This is a genomic window from Rhodopseudomonas sp., assembly GCF_036404135.1.
GTDB lineage: Bacteria > Pseudomonadota > Alphaproteobacteria > Rhizobiales > Xanthobacteraceae > Rhodopseudomonas_A.
Window position 1 is genome coordinate 50,911 of the sequence record NZ_DASWPE010000039.1, and the last position, 16,353, is coordinate 67,263.

Genomic DNA, 16,353 nt, shown 5'->3' on the forward strand with positions numbered 1-16,353 from the left:
GCAGCGCCCGCGCCGCGTGCGGTTTCAGCCGCGGCGCAGCAGCACGCTGCTCCAGCCCTCGACGATGATGGCCTTCACCAGCACCAGGCCGCGGGCGCGATAGGCCGCGATCACGCCGCGGGTCTGCGCCGGCAATAGCCCGGACAGAATGACGTCGGCTGACGGCGCCAGATGCGCCGCCATCGGCGTCGCCAATTGCCGCAGCGGATTGGCCAGGATATTGGCCAGCACCAGATCGAACGGTGCGGCTTTTCGAAACTGCGCGTCGGCAAATCCCGCGGCGCAGATGCCGCCGAACAGAGTGCCCACCCCGTTCAGCCGCGCATTGTCGCGCGCCACCCGCACCGAGACCGGATCGATATCGCTGGCGGTGACATGGCGCTGCAGCGCCTTGGCCGCAGCGATGGCCAGCACGCCGGTGCCGGTGCCGAGGTCGAGCACGTGGCGCGGGGTGCGGCGCTTCAAGACGTCGTCGAGCAGCAGCAGGCAGCCGCGGGTGGTGCCGTGATGGCCGGTGCCGAACGCCAGCGCGGCCTCGATCTCGATGCCGAGCTTGTTGCGCGGCACCCGGTCGCGATCATGCGCGCCATGCACCACGAAGCGGCCTGCGGGGACGGGATCGAGCCCCTCCAGGCTGGCGCGGACCCAGTCCTTGGCTTCCACGGTGTCGAAGGCGAGCGCTGCGGCCACGGCGTCGCCGGCGGCCAGTGCCACCAGGCGGCGCACCGCGGCCTGGTTCGGCGGCTCGGCGAAGTTCAGCGCCAGGTCCCAGGCCCCGTCGATGCGCTCGAAGGCAGTGACGGCGGCGGCGCCGTCGTCGAAACATTCGGTCAACAGATCGACGACGCGGCGGGCGGTCGGCTCATCGCCGATCGCGGCGCTGGCGCGAAAGGTGGTCGGGGTCTCGGGCACTAAACCGTGATCTGCCTTTTCGAGTTAGAAAGATGTGGGGTGCTTAAGAGTACGGATTGGAAATAATCCTCATCCAAGAATCTGAGAACCTTCTTTAATTCAGCTTTATTCTCAGGCAGAACAAGAACAGACTTCTCACCTACGATTGTTGTATTCAGATCAATGCCGAAAACAAGCGCGACTTTCTTTGTCTCTTCAAGATCGATTTTGTCGAGGATCGCGCTCTGCATCACCAAAGCGACCTTTCTTCTCACCCAACTATCGGAGGCTGCGACGAAGTTAGAAACATCAGCCACGTGCACACTATTAGACAGGTCCCTTAGATCTTCGTCCGTCGCCTCCTTGTAATACTGAGTGAGGTCAAGGATTTGACGAGCCGCGTGAAAGCTAAAAAAACGCAATTTGCTGTCTTCAAGTATCGCGGCGACGCGCGTATCCAGCGTTAAGCCGACACCTTCAATCTTGCGATAGACATTTGCTGCATGGAAGAGCGATAATCCACGGTTTGACAAGACCTTTCGCTTGTCAAAAGTTTGCATCAGCACAATCTGTTGTGATCCTTCAGTCCTCCCCGAGAATAGCGCTTTGATACCCTCAAATTCTGCTGTCGTTGGTGCGATCTCAGGTACGCTTAGAGGATTTGCGACGGCGTGGTGCAAGTTGTCGATGTCATCATAGTCGCTTATTGACAGACACTCTCCCTCTTCAGGCTTATACTTTCCATCAAAGGCGATCTCTTCTTGGGCGGCAGAACGAAAATCTGCTTCCTGATCTCTAAAGAGCGCGCTGACCTCATTTTGGATTTCAGCTGATAGAGGGATGCGCAATACTCGCCGAGAACTGTCCCGTGTTAGTGCGAAGAGATTCATTTCCAAACCTGCAAAGCATCGATGATGAGATTTTTTTGACCAGTTTAACGTCTTTGGGGTCGTTGATCTGACGGTTCGTTATCAGTGTGTAGACCATGCCATTCGCTGATTCTGCCTTATAGAACTTAAAGCCAAATACGCGCATGAGCGGGCTCGGAATGGAAGCGTCCGTGAACCAGAATACAACCCATGCAGCCAAAACTAGAGCGATGACAATGCCTGCCGTGATATCCGACGCTCGCCCAAAAAAAGGGAATATGTACGTGGCGACAATCCCGAAAAGTAAAACGTCGTTCGACTCAATCTTTTTTGCGTGAAACGGGAGGGCCTCTCCATGGCATTTCAATGCGGATAGAATGTAAGCGACCGACAAACTCCCAATAACTCCGGCTACGACGTAATAAATAGCATCCCAGAATACGCCGCCCGCGAGAAGGCGCATTACGCCAATGCTGATGAGAGCAGGCGAGAACGCGGAAAGAAACAGCAATGCCTTAAGCGCATTTCTCATCGTGTTTGCCAAAGACAAAATCTCGAAAAGAACATAACGTGAACATACATGATTACTTGTTACTGTGCAAGGGGTGAATCAGTGAGCATAAGGCCCGAGAGCCGCAGGGTTTGCCGGACGCGGCGCATAGCACCATACCTATTGTCTTGAAAACCTTGTCCTCGAGACGGAGTCCGTTGCAGGCGTTGCCCCGCAGGCCTGTGGACTCGGCAGAAGTGGTAGAACGCGACGTGCAGCGCCGGCCCGTGGCAGCGGGTCCCAAACTTCGTGGTGACGTAATGGCTAAGTGTGCAGCGGCTCATCGACAAGGTTAGGCGCGGAGGGCAGAAAAAGTTGTGAGACGACCGGAGGTATGCGGCTCGACAGAATTTGACTGAAACCCACCACTGCTTCTTCACAGCTTTTCAGCGGCTTATCCAGAGCTTTTCATCGCATTGTGCACCGGATTATACAGGACTTGTGCACAGCTTTGGCAGCGGTTTTGCAGGGCTTTCCAACATTTTCGCGCGGCGTTTATGGCGACATTCTAGGCTTTATTTCAGTAGGTTGCGGTCCATATTAAAACCGATTTGTCATGAAGAATGCGCGGTGGTCGCGCAAAATCGCCTGCGCGGCGTTGTGCCCCGGCGCGCCAGTGACACCGCCGCCGGGATGCGCGCCGGAGCCGCAGTGGTAGAGGCCTTTGACGGCGCCGCGGTAGTGGGCGTAGCCAAGCATCGGCCGCGCCGAGAACAATTGGTTGAGCGACAGCGCGCCGTGGAAGATGTCGCCGCCGACGAGGCCGAAGTCGCGCTCCAGATCCAGCGGCGACAGCGCCTTGCGGCCGATCACGCTTTGCGCGAAGCCGGGAGCGTGGCGGTCGACGGTGGCGATCATCAGGTCGGCGACGGCGTCGCGGTGCTGGTCCCAGGACGAGCCGTCGGGCAGCGTCGGGGCGACGTGCTGGCAGAACAGGCTGGCGACATGCTGGCCGGGCGGTGCCAGCGAATCGTCGAGCGTCGAGGGGATCAGCATCTCCACCACCGGCTCGCGGCTCCAGCCGTGCTCGCGGGCGTCGTGCCAGGCGCGATCCATGTAGCCCAGGCTCGGCGCGATGATGATGCCGGCGCTGAGGTGGTCGCCGCCGCCCGGCAGCACGCTGAATGACGGTAATTCGCTCAGCGCGACGTTGATCCGGAAGGTGCCGGAGCCGTTGCGCCAACGCGTCATCCGCTCGCGGAAGCCGTCCGGCTGCGCATTGGCCGGCAACAGTCTGGTGTAGAGCAGCTTCGGGTTGACGTTACTGGCGACATATTTCGCCCTGATGGCGCGGCCGTCGTCGAGCGTCACTCCGACGACGCGGTCGCGCTCGACCAGGATTTCGCGGACCCCGGCGGAGGTCTCGATCTCGGCGCCGGCGCCGCGCGCCGCGGCCGCCATCGCTTGCGTGATCGCGCCCATGCCGCCGATCGCGTGGCCCCAGATCCCCTTCTTGCCGTTCACCTCGCCGAAGGCGTGGTGCAGCATCACATAGGCTGAGCCGGCGGCGTAGGGGCTGGCGTAGTTGCCGACGATGGCGTCGAAGCCGAACAGCGCCTTCACCAGATCGCTCTCGAACCAGTCGTCCAGCATGTCGCCGGCCGAGCCGGTGAACAGGTCGAGCAACATGCGCTGCTGCGGCAGCGACAGCCCGCGCAAAATATTGGCGGTGCCGAGCGCGTTGATCGCCTCGCGGATCGCGCCGACGCCGAAGCCCTCGACCAGATTCGGCGGCGCCCGCAGCACGAATTGCCGCAGCACGTCGGCGATGGCTTCGAGCTCGGCCATGAAGCGGCCGATCTTGCCGGCGTCGGCCTTGCTGAGTTTCTTCACCGACCGCTCGGTGCGGCCTTCGCCGGTCAGCAGGTAGCGGCCGTGCGGCCCCGGCAAAAAATTCTGCGCCCGGCGCTCGACAATGCGCAGCCCGTGGTCGTGGAGCTTGAGGTCGGCGATGATCTTCGGATTGAGCAGGCTGACGGTATAGGCGGCGACCGAATTGCGGAAACCGGGGTGAAATTCCTCCGTCACCGCGGCGCCGCCGACCACGGCGCGGCGCTCCACCACCTTCACCCGCAAGCCGCTCATCGCGAGGTAGGCCGCGCAGGTGAGGCCGTTGTGGCCGGCCCCGATGATCAAGACGTCACAATCCGACATGGCCATTCACAATGGTTCGGTGAAATTCAAAACGCCGTGGCGGCGTGCCACGGGCGGGCCTTTATCGAAGAGTTGAATGACCGGCACAAGCGCGCGGTGTAGGATCACATCACAGCTTCCTTCGCCTGTCTCGCCTTCTGCTCTCGCTCGTCGCTCGCGAGTCCGGCGCCGCCCGGTGCCGCCGCATCACGTTGGAGCCCCCATGACGTCGTCGACGCCCGCCGCCACCTCGGAGCCGATCGCCCGGTCCCGCAACGGCTTGATCCTGATCGTCTACACCGCCGCGATCTTCACCAGCGCATTGCTGTTGTTCTCGGTGCAGCCGCTGTTCACCAAAATGGTGCTGCCGCGGCTCGGCGGCTCGCCGGCGGTGTGGTCGGTGGCGATGGTGTTCTTCCAGTCGCTGCTGCTCGGCGGCTACGCCTACGCGCATTATCTGATGCGGCTGCGTAGCCGCACCATCCCGGTGCTGGTGCATCTGTTGCTGCTGGTGGTGGCGTTTTTCGGCCTACCACTGTCGATCGCGGGGGGCTGGGGCACGCCGCCGTCGAGCGGTTACGCGTTCTGGCTGCTCGGGCTGTTCGCTGTGTCGATCGGGCTGCCGTTCTTCGCGCTAGCCGCCAACAATCCGCTGCTGCAGGCCTGGTTCGTGCGCACCGGCCATCCTGACGGCCATGACCCGTATTTTCTCTATGCCTCGTCGAATATCGGCAGCTTCCTGGCGCTGTTGTCCTATCCGCTGCTGCTGGAGCCGATGCTGTCGCTGCGCACGCAGAACCTGGTATGGACCGCCGGCTACGCGCTGCTGATCATGCTGATCCTGGGCTGCGGCTGGCTGCTGCTGCAATCGCCGAGCCAGACCCTACGCGCTGAGGCCGAGGACGTCGCCGCACCGGCGCCATCCTGGGCGCTGCGGGCGCGTTGGATCTTTCTCGCCGCGGTGCCGTCCGGGCTGCTGATCGCGGTGACCGCGCATATCTCCACCGACGTCGCCGCAGCGCCTCTGTTATGGGTGCTGCCGCTGTCGCTGTATCTGTTGACCTGGGTGCTGGTGTTCCAGTCGCGGCCGCTGTTGCCGCACAGATGGATGCTCGGGCTGCAGCCGATCGCCATCGCCGGGGTGCTGGTGCTGTTGGCCTATGGCGGCGAGCAGAATCTGCTGCTGACGCTGGGCGGCCACCAGCTCTGTTTCTTCATCATCGCGATGGCCTGCCACGGCGAATTGGCGCGCACCCGGCCGGCGGCGAGCCATCTCACCGGCTTCTACGTCGCGCTGTCGTTCGGCGGCATGCTCGGCGGGCTGTTCGCCGGGCTGTTAGCGCCCTACACGTTTTCCTGGATCGCGGAATATCCGATCCTGCTGGCGCTGGCGGCGTTGTGCCGGCCGCCGCGCGCCGAGCCGCTGCCGCATTGGAGCCGCTGGTACTGGCTGGCGCTCGCCGTGGTCGCGGTGGCGCTGCTGGCGCCGAGTCTCAAAGGCGGTGCGCTGTTCGACTGGCTGGAGACCCACCGCGTGGTGGTGATCGGCGACGTCGCGCTGCTGGCGATCTTTGCCGCGCTGGTGCTGCGCGCCAACCGCTGGAAAATCGCCGTCACGGTGGCGCTCGGGCTGGTGCTGCTGCGCGTCTATCCCTACGAGGACGGCCGGGTCGACACCGTGCGCAGCTTCTTCGGCGTCCACAAGATCGTGGTGACGGCGAACGGCCAGTATCACGTGCTGATGCACGGCACCACGATCCACGGCGCGCAGAAGATGCTGAACGACGACGGCTCGCCGGTCAGCGGGCGGCCGGAGCCGATTTCCTACTACTACAAGGACGGCGGCATCGGGCAGGGCATCAGCGCGATCCGTGCCCGCAAGGGCGGTCCGCTGCGGGTCGCGGTGATCGGGCTGGGCTCCGGCTCCTTGACCTGCGCCGCCGCCCCCGGCGAGGCCTGGAAATTCTTCGAGATCGACCAGTCGATGGTCGATACCGCGCGCGATCCGAAATACTTCACCTTCGTGAAAAGCTGCGCGCCTGACCTGCAGCCGGTGATGGGCGACGCAAGGCTGACCTTCGCGCAGGAGCCGGACGGGGTCTATGATCTGATCATCGTCGATGCCTATTCCTCGGACGCGATCCCGATTCATCTCGCCACGCAGGAGGCGATGGCGATCTACAAGGCCAAGCTGGCGCCGCAGGGCGCAGTGCTGATGCACGTTTCCAATCGGCATCTCGAACTCGCCAGCGTAGTGGTCGGCATCGCCGACGCCAACCATCTTAAGAGCTGGGTGTATTCGGAGGATTCCGGCCGCGACGCCGAATACATCTTCTCCACTTCGGTGGTGGTGTCGGCGCGCGACGGCGCCGATGTCGGCGCGCTGGCGGCCTCGGATCAGTGGACGTTGACCGAGGCCGACGCCAACCAGCGGGTGTGGACCGACGATTATTCCAACGTGCTCGGCGCGGTGTGGCGCCGGTTACGCGACGGCGAGCAGTGAAGTGACCCGCTGCCGCCGCGCTCCGCCGCCGGCTCAGTCGTCATAGCCGTAATAGCTGCGCGGCGCGTAATAGGGGCGCGGCGCATAGACCTGCGGCGCGTAGACCCGGGAGCCGTAATATTGCGTTTGCGGCTGCTGCGGCGCGGCCTGCGCATCCTGATAGCGGCGATAGCCGCGCGGCGCGGGGTAGCGCGCCTGATCGGAACTGCCGTCGGCCGGGTAGATGTAGCCGTCGTCGGCAACCTGCGGCGCGATCCGCTGCGGCGCCGGCTGCGGCGCAAGCTCGACAGGGGCGCCGGCGCCGTCATAGTCCGGCGCGGGCGCGCGGCGGGCCACCGCGGTATTGGCCTTCGGCTTCGGATTGCGCGCCAGCGCCACCTGCGCCGAGCCGGTGAGGCTCACCGTGGTGTTGAGCACGCCCTCGCTCTGCACCAGCGCGTACAGCGTCGAGGCATTGGCGCGGGACAGCCGCACGCAGCCGTGCGAGACCGGGACCCCGAGCCGGCCCTCGGAATCGGTGCCGTGGATGGCGTGGCCGACCTTGGTGAAGAAGATCGAATGCGGCATCGGCGCGTCGTCGAATTCCTTGGAGTAGTGATCCTCCTCCATGCGGAAGGCGCGGAAGCTGCCGTTCGGGGTTTCGTGCGACGGATTACCGGTCGAAACCGGCCAGCGGTAGCGCTCGACGCCGTCGACCGCGACGGTCATCTGCTGGGCGTCCTTGTCGACGGTGATCGAGACTTTGGCCTGCGCGAGGTCGCAGCCGACCAGAAACATCAGGGCGGATAACGCAACGAGATACGAACGCATGAGAGGTTTGGCCTCCTGGCCGTGATCCGACGTGCACGCTTCGTGCCCCTGCTATATGCACATCGGTCGCAGAAGTTTCCAGAGGCGGCTCGCTGCATCGTTAATCGCAGCACATGGCGGCAGCATGGCGTGGCGAACAATCCGCCGCAACGCGCGATCGTTCGATCGGCGGCGCCGCATGGAACTTTCGTTCCAGCGCCGGGTTACACCGGGCGCGTCCCACCGCTGGGACAGGGGACGGCAATCCAGAGGATTCCATCATGAAGACAATGATTTCGACGCTTGCGCTTCGCCCGGCCCGCTCGCCGGCGAAGCTGTTGCTGGCGAGCGCCGCGCTTGCGCTGGCGTTGCTGGCGATTCCGCACACCGTCAACGCCCAGGGCATCATCGGCGGCGCCGAGCGCGGCTCCCGCGAAGGCAACCGCGCGGCCGGTCCGATCGGTGGCGTGGTGGGCGGCGCGGTCGGTGCCGGGGTCGGCGGTGTGGTCGGCGGCGTCAACGGCGTGCTCGGCGTGCCGGATCGCGGCTATCGCGGTCATCGCTGCCGCGGCTACTACCGCCACGGCCATTATCGCTGCTATCGCTGACCAACGCTTGCTGTAACGCAAGAGCGCGGCCGGATCGGCCGCGCTTTTTTGTGGGCGGCGCGGCGCGCGGTCAGTTCTTCAGCCGGTAGCCGGTTTTGAAGATCCACCACACCGTCGCCATGCAGATCACGAGGAAGCCGAGCGTGATGCCGAGGCTGACGCTGAGGCTGACGTCGGAGATTTCGTAGAAGCTCCAGCGGAAGCCGCTGATCAGATAGACCACCGGATTGAGCATCGCCACGGTCTGCCAGCCGGGCGGCAGCATGTTGATCGAGTAAAAACTGCCGCCGAGGAAGGTCAGCGGCGAGATCACCAGCAACGGAATCACCTGCAGCTGTTCGAAATTGCCGGCCCACACCCCGATGATGAAGCCGAACAGGCTGAAGGTCACCGCGGTCAGCACCAGGAAGGCCAGCATCCAGAACGGATGCATGACGTGCAGCGGCACGAACAGCCCGGCGGTGCACAGGATGATCAGCCCGAGCACGATCGATTTGCTGGCGGCGGCGCCGACATAGCCGAGCACGGCCTCGAAGAACGACACCGGCGCCGACAACAATTCGTAGATGGTGCCGGAGAATTTCGGAAAATAGATGCCGAACGAGGCGTTGGACACGCTCTGGGTCAGGATCGACAGCATGATCAGCCCGGGCACGATGAAGGTGCCGTAGCTGACGCCCTCGATCTGGGTGATGCGCGAGCCGATCGCGGCGCCGAACACCACGAAATACAATGACGTCGACAGCACCGGCGACACCACGCTTTGCAGCAGCGTGCGCCAGGTCCGCGCCATTTCGAACAGATAGATCGCCCGTACCGCCCGGTGGTTCATGATTACGCCCTCACCAGGCTGACGAAGATGTCTTCCAGCGAGCTCTGCGTGGTGTCGAGATCGTGGAAGCGGATGCCGGCCTCGCGCAGCGCTGCGAGCAGCCCGGTGATGCCGGTGCGCTCCGACTTGCTGTCGTAAGTGTAGATCATCTGGCTGCCGGCCTCGGCCAGCGCCAGATTGTACTCGGCGAGTTGCGGCGGGATCGCCTCGACCTTGCCGATCAGATGCAGCTTCAGCCGTTTCTTGCCGAGCTTCTGCATCAAGGCGGCCTTCTGTTCGACCAGGATGATCTCGCCCTTGTTGATGACGCCGATGCGGTCGGCCATCTCCTCGGCTTCCTCGATGTAATGCGTGGTGAGGATGATGGTGACGCCGGTGGCGCGCAGCGCCCGCACCACTTCCCACATCCCCTTGCGCAATTCGACGTCGACGCCGGCGGTCGGCTCGTCGAGGAACAGGATCTGCGGTTCGTGCGACAGCGCCTTGGCGATCATCACCCGGCGCTTCATGCCGCCGGACAGCGTGATGATCCGGGAATCCTTGCGCTCCCACAGCGACAGGTCGCGCAGCACCTTTTCGATATAGGCCGGGTCGGCCTTCTTGCCGAACAGCCCGCGGCTATAGCTCACCGTCGCCCACACCGTCTCGAACGCGTCGGTGTGCAATTCCTGCGGCACCAGCCCGATCAGTGAGCGCGCCGCGCGATAGTCGGCGATGTTGTCGTGACCGTCGACCGTCACCGTGCCGGCGTTCGGATTGGCGATGCCGCAAATGATGCTGATCAGCGTGGTCTTGCCGGCGCCGTTCGGCCCCAGCAGCGCGAAGATCTCGCCGCGGTCGATCTTGAGCGAAACGTCGTTCAGCGCCTTCAGGCCGGAGCCATAGGTTTTCGACATATGGGAAACGTTGATAATCGGGGGCATCCAGCTCTTCGGGTCTGACGGGGCGATGATCGGCGAACGCAACAGGCCGGGCGGCGCGGCGCGCGACGGCGCGCGGGGAGGGCACAGATATGAACTGCGCTTGCGGTTTGCAATCCGGCGCCCAAGATCGCGACGCAACGCCGTATTTTCAACGGGTTAGCGCGGGGCGACGGGCCGGGCGCCGGCTCGCCCGGGCCCTGGGAACCTTGGCGGCCTCCGCGACGTTGCCACGCATGGTTGAATCCCTGCCGTCCGAGCCCGCCGAGCCCGCAAGCCGCGGCGCGGGCCACCCGACGAAGCGGCTGCTGGTCGCGGCGATGGCGGCGCTGTTGATCGTCGGCGGCGCGGTGGCGTGGCGGATCACCGCGAGCCCGGTGGCCGCGCCGGTCGCCAAGCTGGCGCCGCCGCCGAAAAATCCGCAGCTCGACGAATTGATCGACAGCACCAAGGCGCTCGGCGTCTCACAGCAGGAAGCGATCGACCAGTTGCAGGAGGTGCAGGATCTGCTGCGCGCCCAGCAGGCCGAGACCAAGCGGGCCAGCGATCGGGTGGCCGCGCTAAGCGCCAAGCTCGACGCGCTGCAGCAATCCTTCGCCAGCGCGCCGCCTCCGGCTGCCGAAGCGGCCGTTGCCGAGCAGGCCGAGCCGCCGCGCGCACACGCCGGCAAGGCGCAGCGCAGCCGTGCCGCGCATCGCCCGCGCGGCAAGCGGAGCCGCGGTGCGGCGCGGCGCTGATCGGGTTTAACAACTGTGGTCCGAAACTCCCGCTCAGTCCGCGACCGGCCACTCGATCTCGACCAGCGTGGCGCCGTCGGCGAGTGCCACGAAACCGGGATCGCGCTGCAGCTCCTCGAAACTGCGCGGCGCTTTCAAGCCGATCGTGCCGTCCGGGTTGCTCGACTCTTCGCCGGCGGCCTCCAGCGCCTCGATGGCTTCCTCGAGCGCTTCGTCGTAGCTGTCGCCGGCGGTGACCAGGCCCGGCAGGTCGGGGAACGAGACGTCAAAATGGCCGGCGCGGTCGCGGATCACGGCGATGTAGAGCGGCATGTCAGTTCAGCCTGTCAGCATGGTCTTGAACGATGTCGGGCCGCTATTCAGCAGCATGGGCCTGCGCCGGGAATGCGATAACTGCAATCATCGCGTCCCTGGCGTCCTCAATAAATTCGGGATCCTGCCTTAACTGATCGATGGTCCGCGGCGGTCGAAAGCCTGCCGAACCATCTTCATTCACCCAGTCTTCCGCAGCAAAGCTGAGCACCTCGGAGGCCTGCTGCAGGGCCTCATCCAGCGTATCTCCCGCCGTGATGACGCCGGGAATGTCAGGAAACGATACGCCATAGCAGCTGTCGGGATCCTTATGGATCAATGCAATATAGTGGGGCATCAATCTTTGCTCCAACCTGCCTGCCGATAAATACTTCGCACCGTCCCAAGCGCAATATCTCGTCTGGGGTGGGGGACGATCACCATTCGCTTGGAGACCCGATGTCGAAACTTATGGTGCGACCCATTCACGCTGATCCGTTCGAATCCTTCGCGCTCCAAACGGCGGACGATGTCGCGACTGTCCCTCAACATAGCGTGCCCCAGCCAGAGCCAGCATTTTATGCCGCTCCGTGATGGCCTGCTACCTATAAACCTACACCCGCTCCACGAAACTATCGACCACCTTCTTTTCGCCGGCCTTGTCGAAGGCGATGGTGAGTTTGTTGCCGTCGACCCGGACCACATCGCCATAGCCGAATTTCTGGTGAAACACCCGATCCTTCAGCGCGAAGTCGGAATTGGTGCCGGTGGATTTCGCCACCAGTTCGCCCTCGATGGTGAGCGGCGCGCGCTTCTTGGCGAAATGATCAACTTCGCCGCGCGACGAGGCGAACGGCGCTTGCTCCTCGCCGAAGCCGTTGCCGCCGCTGCCGCGGTTGTTGCGCGCGCGCTGGGCCTGGGCGCGCTGCCAGCCCGGCGTGGTGTAGCTCGAGCCGAAGGATTCCATGGTGTCGAAGCGCGAGGAGCCGTAGCCGCCGGCGCCGCCCCAGCCGGAGCCGCCCTTGGATTCGGTGATCTCGACGTGATCGGCCGGCAATTCGTCAAGAAAGCGCGACGGCAGCGTCGTGTTCCAGGTGCCGTGGATCCGGCGGTTGGAGGCGAAGTACAACTTTGCGCGCTTGCGGGCGCGGGTGATGCCGACATGGGCGAGCCGGCGTTCTTCTTCGAGCCCGGCGCGGCCCTGTTCGTCGAGCGCGCGTTGATGCGGAAACAGCCCTTCCTCCCAGCCCGGCAGGAACACGTTGTCGAATTCCAGCCCCTTGGCGGAATGCAGCGTCATCACGCTGACCGCGTCCTCGTCGGCGCCGCCCTCGCGGTCCATCACCAGCGAGATGTGTTCGAGAAAGCCCTGCAGGTTCTCGAACTCTTCCATCGAGCGGACGAGTTCCTTGAGGTTCTCGAGCCGCCCGGCGGCGTCGGCGGACCGGTCCTTTTGCCACATCTCGGTGTAGCCGCTTTCGTCGAGCACGATCTCGGCCAACTCGGTATGGGTCTTGACGTCGCGCTGCACGCGCCAGCGGTCGAAGCTCATCATCAGTTCGCGCAGGCTGCCGCGCGCCTTCGGCTTCAACTCGTCGGTATCGACCACCGCGCGCGCCGCGTCCGACAGCGAGATTTTTCGCTTGCGGGCATGGTCGTGCAATAGCTGCACGGTGGCGTCGCCGAGGCCGCGTTTCGGCACGTTGACGATGCGCTCGAAGGCGAGGTCGTCGGCCGGCGAATTGATCACCCGCAGATAGGCCAGCGCGTCGCGGATTTCGGCGCGCTCGTAGAACCGCGGGCCGCCGATCACCCGGTAGGGCAGCCCGAGCGTGACGAAGCGGTCTTCGAATTCGCGCATCTGGAACGAGGCGCGCACCAGGATGGCGATGTCGTTGAGCTTGGCGCCGTCGCGCTGCAGCTGTTCGATCTCCTCGCCGATCGCGCGGGCTTCCTCTTCGGAATCCCACGAGCCGGTGACGGTGACTTTTTCGCCGTCGACGTCCTCGGTGCGCAGCGTCTTGCCGAGCCGGCCTTCGTTGTGCGCGATCAGGTGCGAGGCGGCCGCGAGGATGTGGCCGGTGGAGCGATAATTGCGCTCCAGCCGGATGATCTTGGCGCCGGGGAAATCGTGGTCGAAGCGCAGGATGTTGTCGACCTCGGCGCCGCGCCAGCCATAGATCGACTGGTCGTCGTCGCCGACGCAGCAGATGTTGCGGGTGGTCGGGGTGGCGGAGATAGCGCCAGGTGCAGACTGCTCCCTCTCCCCGCCTGCGGGGAGAGGGGTGAGGTGAGGGGGCGTCTCCGCAGCCTGAGAATCCGCGATCTGCTGGGGCGCCCCCTCACCCGGATTGCTGCGCAATCCCACCTCTCCCCGCAAGCGGGGAGAGGTGGAAGACGGCGCCTGCGCCAACAGCCGCAGCCAGAGATATTGTGCGACGTTGGTGTCTTGATATTCGTCGACCAGGATGTACTTGAAGCGGTGCTGATACTGCCGCAGCACGTCGGGGTGTTCGCGGAACAGCCGGATGTTCTCCAACAGGAGATCGCCGAAATCCGCGGCGTTGAGCACCTTCAGCCGCTCCTGATAGGCGGCGTAGAGCTTGCCGCCGCGGCCGTTGCCGAATACAGCGGCTTCGCCGGCCGGCACCTGCTGTGGCGTCAGCCCGCGGTTCTTCCAGCCGTCGATCAAGCCGGCCAGCATCCGCGCCGGCCAGCGCTTGTCGTCGATATTGTCGGCGGCGAGCAGCTGCTTCAACAGCCGGATCTGGTCGTCGGTGTCGAGCACGGTGAAGTTGGAGGTAAGCTGCACCAGTTCGGCGTGATAGCGCAGGATGCGGCCGCCGATCGAATGGAAGGTGCCGAGCCACGGCATGCCTTCGACCGCCTGGCCGAGCATCTGGCCGAGCCGCAGCTTCATCTCGCGCGCCGCCTTGTTGGTGAAGGTCACCGAGAGGATTTCGCCGGGCCGGGCGCGGCCGCTGGAGAGGATATGCGCGATCCGCGAGGTCAAGACGCGGGTCTTGCCGGTGCCGGCGCCGGCCAGCACCAGCACCGGGCCGTCCAGCGTCTGCACCGCCTCGCTCTGTTCGGGATTGAGGCCGGACAGATAGGCCGGCATCGCCTGGGCGCGGGCGCGCGCAGCGATGCCGCCCGCGGCGGGTTGATAGCCGGGCAGGTCGTTGGCGAGGAGTTTTTTGGTCGGGTCGGTCATTGCGAATCGTCTTCCGCCCACGATGGCACCGCGGGCCGGTGCAGAGGAAGCCTCCATAGCGGGATATCCGCCATATAGGGGCTGATGATGCGGCTGCACAGCGTTGTGTTGCGATGGCGCCGCGGCGCGGCCGCGCCATCAGCGAAAACACTCGCTTTTCCGTGATTTCGTCGCCCGGTCACGGCAGGAACTTTTGTTCCGGCGACGGATTGTTTCGCCAGACGGCGCGGCGGCAGGCCACTCGCGCTCGAGCATGATCCCGAAAACTGGATCCCGCTTTTCGGACCAGATCATGCCCCATCAAAACCTAGAGCCTGCTCCGGGTCGAAACCGGATGTGAAATCGGAGGTCGTGTCATGTTGGGTTGGGTTGTTACGTTTCTCGTCGTCGCGTTGATCGCCGGCATTCTCGGCTTCGGCGGCATTGCCGGGGCCTCCATCGAAATCGCCAAGATCATCTTCTTCATCGCCGTGGTGCTGTTTCTGGTGTCGGCCGTGGTCGGCCTGGCGCGCGGCCGCACCCGGGTCTAGCTAACCGCGTTTCGAGGGCATCGCCACGCTGCGGCCGATGCCTTCGGGGCGCGTCACGCCGCGATGCGCCTCCGCCACCGCCGCGATGCGGGCGCGAATATCGGGTGGAAACGGCGCCGTCTTGCGCGTGCTCATGTCGACATGCAGCGTCATGTTTTCCGAGGTGGCGGACAGCCAGCCCTCGGTGGCGTGACGCAGCTCTTCGAATGTATGCAGCCGCTTGTCGTCGGCTTCGACCAGCAGGATCGTGACCTGCGCCGGGTCGCCGAGATGCAGTTCGCGCAGATAGCGCACATGGCACTCGGCGGTGAATGTCGAGCCGCCGCGGCTGGTCAGGTAGTCCGCGCCGATCCCCAGATGCCGCCACAGCTCGTCGATCGCGCGGTCGAACAGCACGTTGTAATAAGCCATGTTGAGATGGCCGTTGTAGTCGATCCATGGCGGCTCGATCGGCATCACCGATGCCACGAACGGAACCGGCAGCAGCGTGAGATCGTCGGCATCCAGCGTGGTCATCGGCTCTCCTTGTGCGGCGCTGCGGCGGATTCTTCCCATTGACCCCTCCGACGGCTTTTGACACTTTCGCGACCCTGCCTGAAGGAGTCGTGACGTGGGCCTGACCATCACCAATCAACCGAAGCGTGCCGAGCCCAAGGCGGTGGCCGCCGCCATTGAAGCGCTGGCCGCGCGGTTCGGCAACCGTTTGGTCACCTCGCAGGCGGTGCGCGAACAGCATGCCCACACCACCACCTGGCTGCCGTCGCAGCCGCCGGACGCCGTGGTGATGGCGCAAGACACCGCCGATATCCAGGACGTGGTGCGGATCTGCGCCAAGCACAGCGTGCCGGTGATCGCGTTCGGCACAGGCACCTCGCTGGAGGGCCAGATCAACGCGCCCGCAGGCGGGGTGTGCATCGACCTGCGCGATATGAACAAGATTCTGGCGGTGCACGCCGAGGACCTCGACTGCGTGATTCAGCCCGGCGTCACCCGCAAGGCGCTGAACGAGCATCTGCGCGACCAGGGCGTGTTCTTCCCGATCGATCCCGGCGCCGACGCCTCGATCGGCGGCATGGCCTCGACAAGGGCGTCGGGCACCAATGCGGTGCGCTACGGCACCATGCGCGACAACGTGCTGGCGCTGAAAGTGGTGCGCGGCGACGGCGAGATCATCACCACCGGCACGCGGGCGAAGAAATCATCTGCCGGCTACGATCTCACCCATCTGTTCGTCGGCGCCGAGGGCACGCTCGGCATCATCAGCGAACTGACCATCAAGCTGCGCGGTATTCCCGAGACCATCGCGGCGGCAGCCTGTTCTTTCGCAACGGTGCAGGGCGCCTGCCAGGCGACGATCCTGGCGATCCAGACCGGCATTCCCGTGGCGCGCATCGAGTTGATGAATGAGGCGCAGGTTCGCGCCAGCAACGCCTATTCGAAGCTGACCCTGGCGGAGACGCCGCTGTTGCTGCTCGAATTCCACGGC

Annotated in this window: 17 protein-coding genes; 5 read left to right on the forward strand and 12 right to left on the reverse strand. The window is 64.4% G+C overall.

The window, feature by feature from the left end:
• Positions 1-24: 24 nt before the first annotated feature.
• The 4 genes from VGC77_RS04645 to VGC77_RS04660 all read right to left on the reverse strand — a co-directional run bounded on the left by VGC77_RS04645 (position 25) and on the right by VGC77_RS04660 (position 4,464).
• Positions 25-912: a 50S ribosomal protein L11 methyltransferase gene (locus tag VGC77_RS04645; RefSeq protein ID WP_331170399.1), complete on the reverse strand. Its 888-nt coding sequence runs from the start codon at positions 910-912 to the stop codon at positions 25-27.
• Positions 912-1,781 carry a Kiwa anti-phage protein KwaB-like domain-containing protein gene (locus VGC77_RS04650; protein WP_331170400.1) on the reverse strand — a complete coding sequence of 290 codons (870 nt, stop codon included), beginning with the start codon at positions 1,779-1,781 and terminating at the stop codon, positions 912-914. Before VGC77_RS04650 ends, VGC77_RS04645 begins: the two co-directional genes overlap by 1 nt.
• Positions 1,717-2,304: a hypothetical protein gene (locus tag VGC77_RS04655; RefSeq protein WP_331170401.1), complete on the reverse strand. Its 588-nt coding sequence runs from the start codon at positions 2,302-2,304 to the stop codon at positions 1,717-1,719. The genes VGC77_RS04650 and VGC77_RS04655 overlap by 65 nt, the downstream gene beginning before the upstream one ends.
• Positions 2,305-2,850: 546 nt before the next feature.
• Positions 2,851-4,464, reverse strand: coding sequence for an NAD(P)/FAD-dependent oxidoreductase (locus tag VGC77_RS04660; RefSeq protein WP_331170417.1), 1,614 nt, complete (start codon positions 4,462-4,464; stop codon positions 2,851-2,853).
• 202 nt (positions 4,465-4,666) lie between these two features.
• Between VGC77_RS04660 and VGC77_RS04665 the strand changes: the two genes are divergently transcribed.
• Positions 4,667-6,946, forward strand: coding sequence for a fused MFS/spermidine synthase (locus VGC77_RS04665; RefSeq protein ID WP_331170402.1), 2,280 nt, complete (start codon positions 4,667-4,669; stop codon positions 6,944-6,946).
• A gap of 33 nt (positions 6,947-6,979) precedes the next feature.
• Here the strand turns inward: VGC77_RS04665 and VGC77_RS04670 are convergent, their stop codons facing one another.
• Positions 6,980-7,756 (reverse strand): L,D-transpeptidase, encoded by a 777-nt coding sequence (locus VGC77_RS04670; RefSeq protein ID WP_331170403.1) that lies wholly within the window; start codon positions 7,754-7,756, stop codon positions 6,980-6,982.
• Between the two features lie 260 nt (positions 7,757-8,016).
• On the opposite strand from VGC77_RS04670, the gene VGC77_RS04675 reads away from it, so the two are divergent.
• Complete coding sequence (locus VGC77_RS04675; protein ID WP_331170404.1) at positions 8,017-8,343, forward strand: hypothetical protein; 327 nt, start codon at positions 8,017-8,019, stop codon at positions 8,341-8,343.
• A gap of 70 nt (positions 8,344-8,413) precedes the next feature.
• On the opposite strand, the gene VGC77_RS04680 is transcribed toward VGC77_RS04675, so the two are convergent.
• Together VGC77_RS04680 and VGC77_RS04685 are read right to left on the reverse strand one after the other, a co-directional pair.
• Positions 8,414-9,175 (reverse strand): ABC transporter permease, encoded by a 762-nt coding sequence (locus VGC77_RS04680; RefSeq protein ID WP_331170405.1) that lies wholly within the window; start codon positions 9,173-9,175, stop codon positions 8,414-8,416.
• Positions 9,176-9,177: 2 nt separating this feature from the next.
• Positions 9,178-10,098, reverse strand: a complete 921-nt coding sequence (locus VGC77_RS04685; protein ID WP_331170406.1) for an ABC transporter ATP-binding protein — start codon at positions 10,096-10,098, stop codon at positions 9,178-9,180.
• A gap of 233 nt (positions 10,099-10,331) precedes the next feature.
• Here VGC77_RS04685 and VGC77_RS04690 point away from each other — a divergent pair, with 233 nt between their 5' ends.
• The gene (locus tag VGC77_RS04690; RefSeq protein WP_331170407.1) at positions 10,332-10,832 is read left to right on the forward strand and encodes a hypothetical protein; all 501 of its coding nucleotides are present in this window, start codon (positions 10,332-10,334) and stop codon (positions 10,830-10,832) included.
• 33 nt (positions 10,833-10,865) lie between these two features.
• Here VGC77_RS04690 and VGC77_RS04695 read toward each other — a convergent pair whose 3' ends face one another.
• From VGC77_RS04695 to VGC77_RS04710, 4 genes are read right to left on the reverse strand one after another with little or no spacing between them, the layout of a single operon-like run.
• Entirely contained in the window at positions 10,866-11,144 is a 279-nt protein-coding gene (locus VGC77_RS04695; protein WP_331170408.1) for a type II toxin-antitoxin system HicB family antitoxin, read from the reverse strand.
• A 43-nt stretch (positions 11,145-11,187) separates the two neighbouring features.
• Positions 11,188-11,481 carry a type II toxin-antitoxin system HicB family antitoxin gene (locus VGC77_RS04700; protein WP_331170409.1) on the reverse strand — a complete coding sequence of 98 codons (294 nt, stop codon included), beginning with the start codon at positions 11,479-11,481 and terminating at the stop codon, positions 11,188-11,190.
• Complete coding sequence (locus VGC77_RS04705) at positions 11,481-11,834, reverse strand: type II toxin-antitoxin system HicA family toxin (protein ID WP_331170410.1); 354 nt, start codon at positions 11,832-11,834, stop codon at positions 11,481-11,483. The genes VGC77_RS04700 and VGC77_RS04705 overlap by 1 nt, the downstream gene beginning before the upstream one ends.
• Complete coding sequence (locus tag VGC77_RS04710) at positions 11,737-14,337, reverse strand: ATP-dependent helicase (RefSeq protein ID WP_331170411.1); 2,601 nt, start codon at positions 14,335-14,337, stop codon at positions 11,737-11,739. The genes VGC77_RS04705 and VGC77_RS04710 overlap by 98 nt, the downstream gene beginning before the upstream one ends.
• Before the next feature lie 356 nt (positions 14,338-14,693).
• Between VGC77_RS04710 and VGC77_RS04715 the strand changes: the two genes are divergently transcribed.
• Positions 14,694-14,867, forward strand: a complete 174-nt coding sequence (locus tag VGC77_RS04715) for a DUF1328 domain-containing protein (RefSeq protein ID WP_331170412.1) — start codon at positions 14,694-14,696, stop codon at positions 14,865-14,867.
• Here the strand turns inward: VGC77_RS04715 and VGC77_RS04720 are convergent, their stop codons facing one another.
• Complete coding sequence (locus tag VGC77_RS04720; RefSeq protein WP_331170413.1) at positions 14,868-15,383, reverse strand: thioesterase family protein; 516 nt, start codon at positions 15,381-15,383, stop codon at positions 14,868-14,870. It lies immediately after the preceding gene.
• Between the two features lie 94 nt (positions 15,384-15,477).
• Between VGC77_RS04720 and VGC77_RS04725 the strand changes: the two genes are divergently transcribed.
• The coding region (locus VGC77_RS04725) for an FAD-binding oxidoreductase (RefSeq protein WP_331170414.1) at positions 15,478-16,353 on the forward strand (876 nt) is incomplete at its 3' end.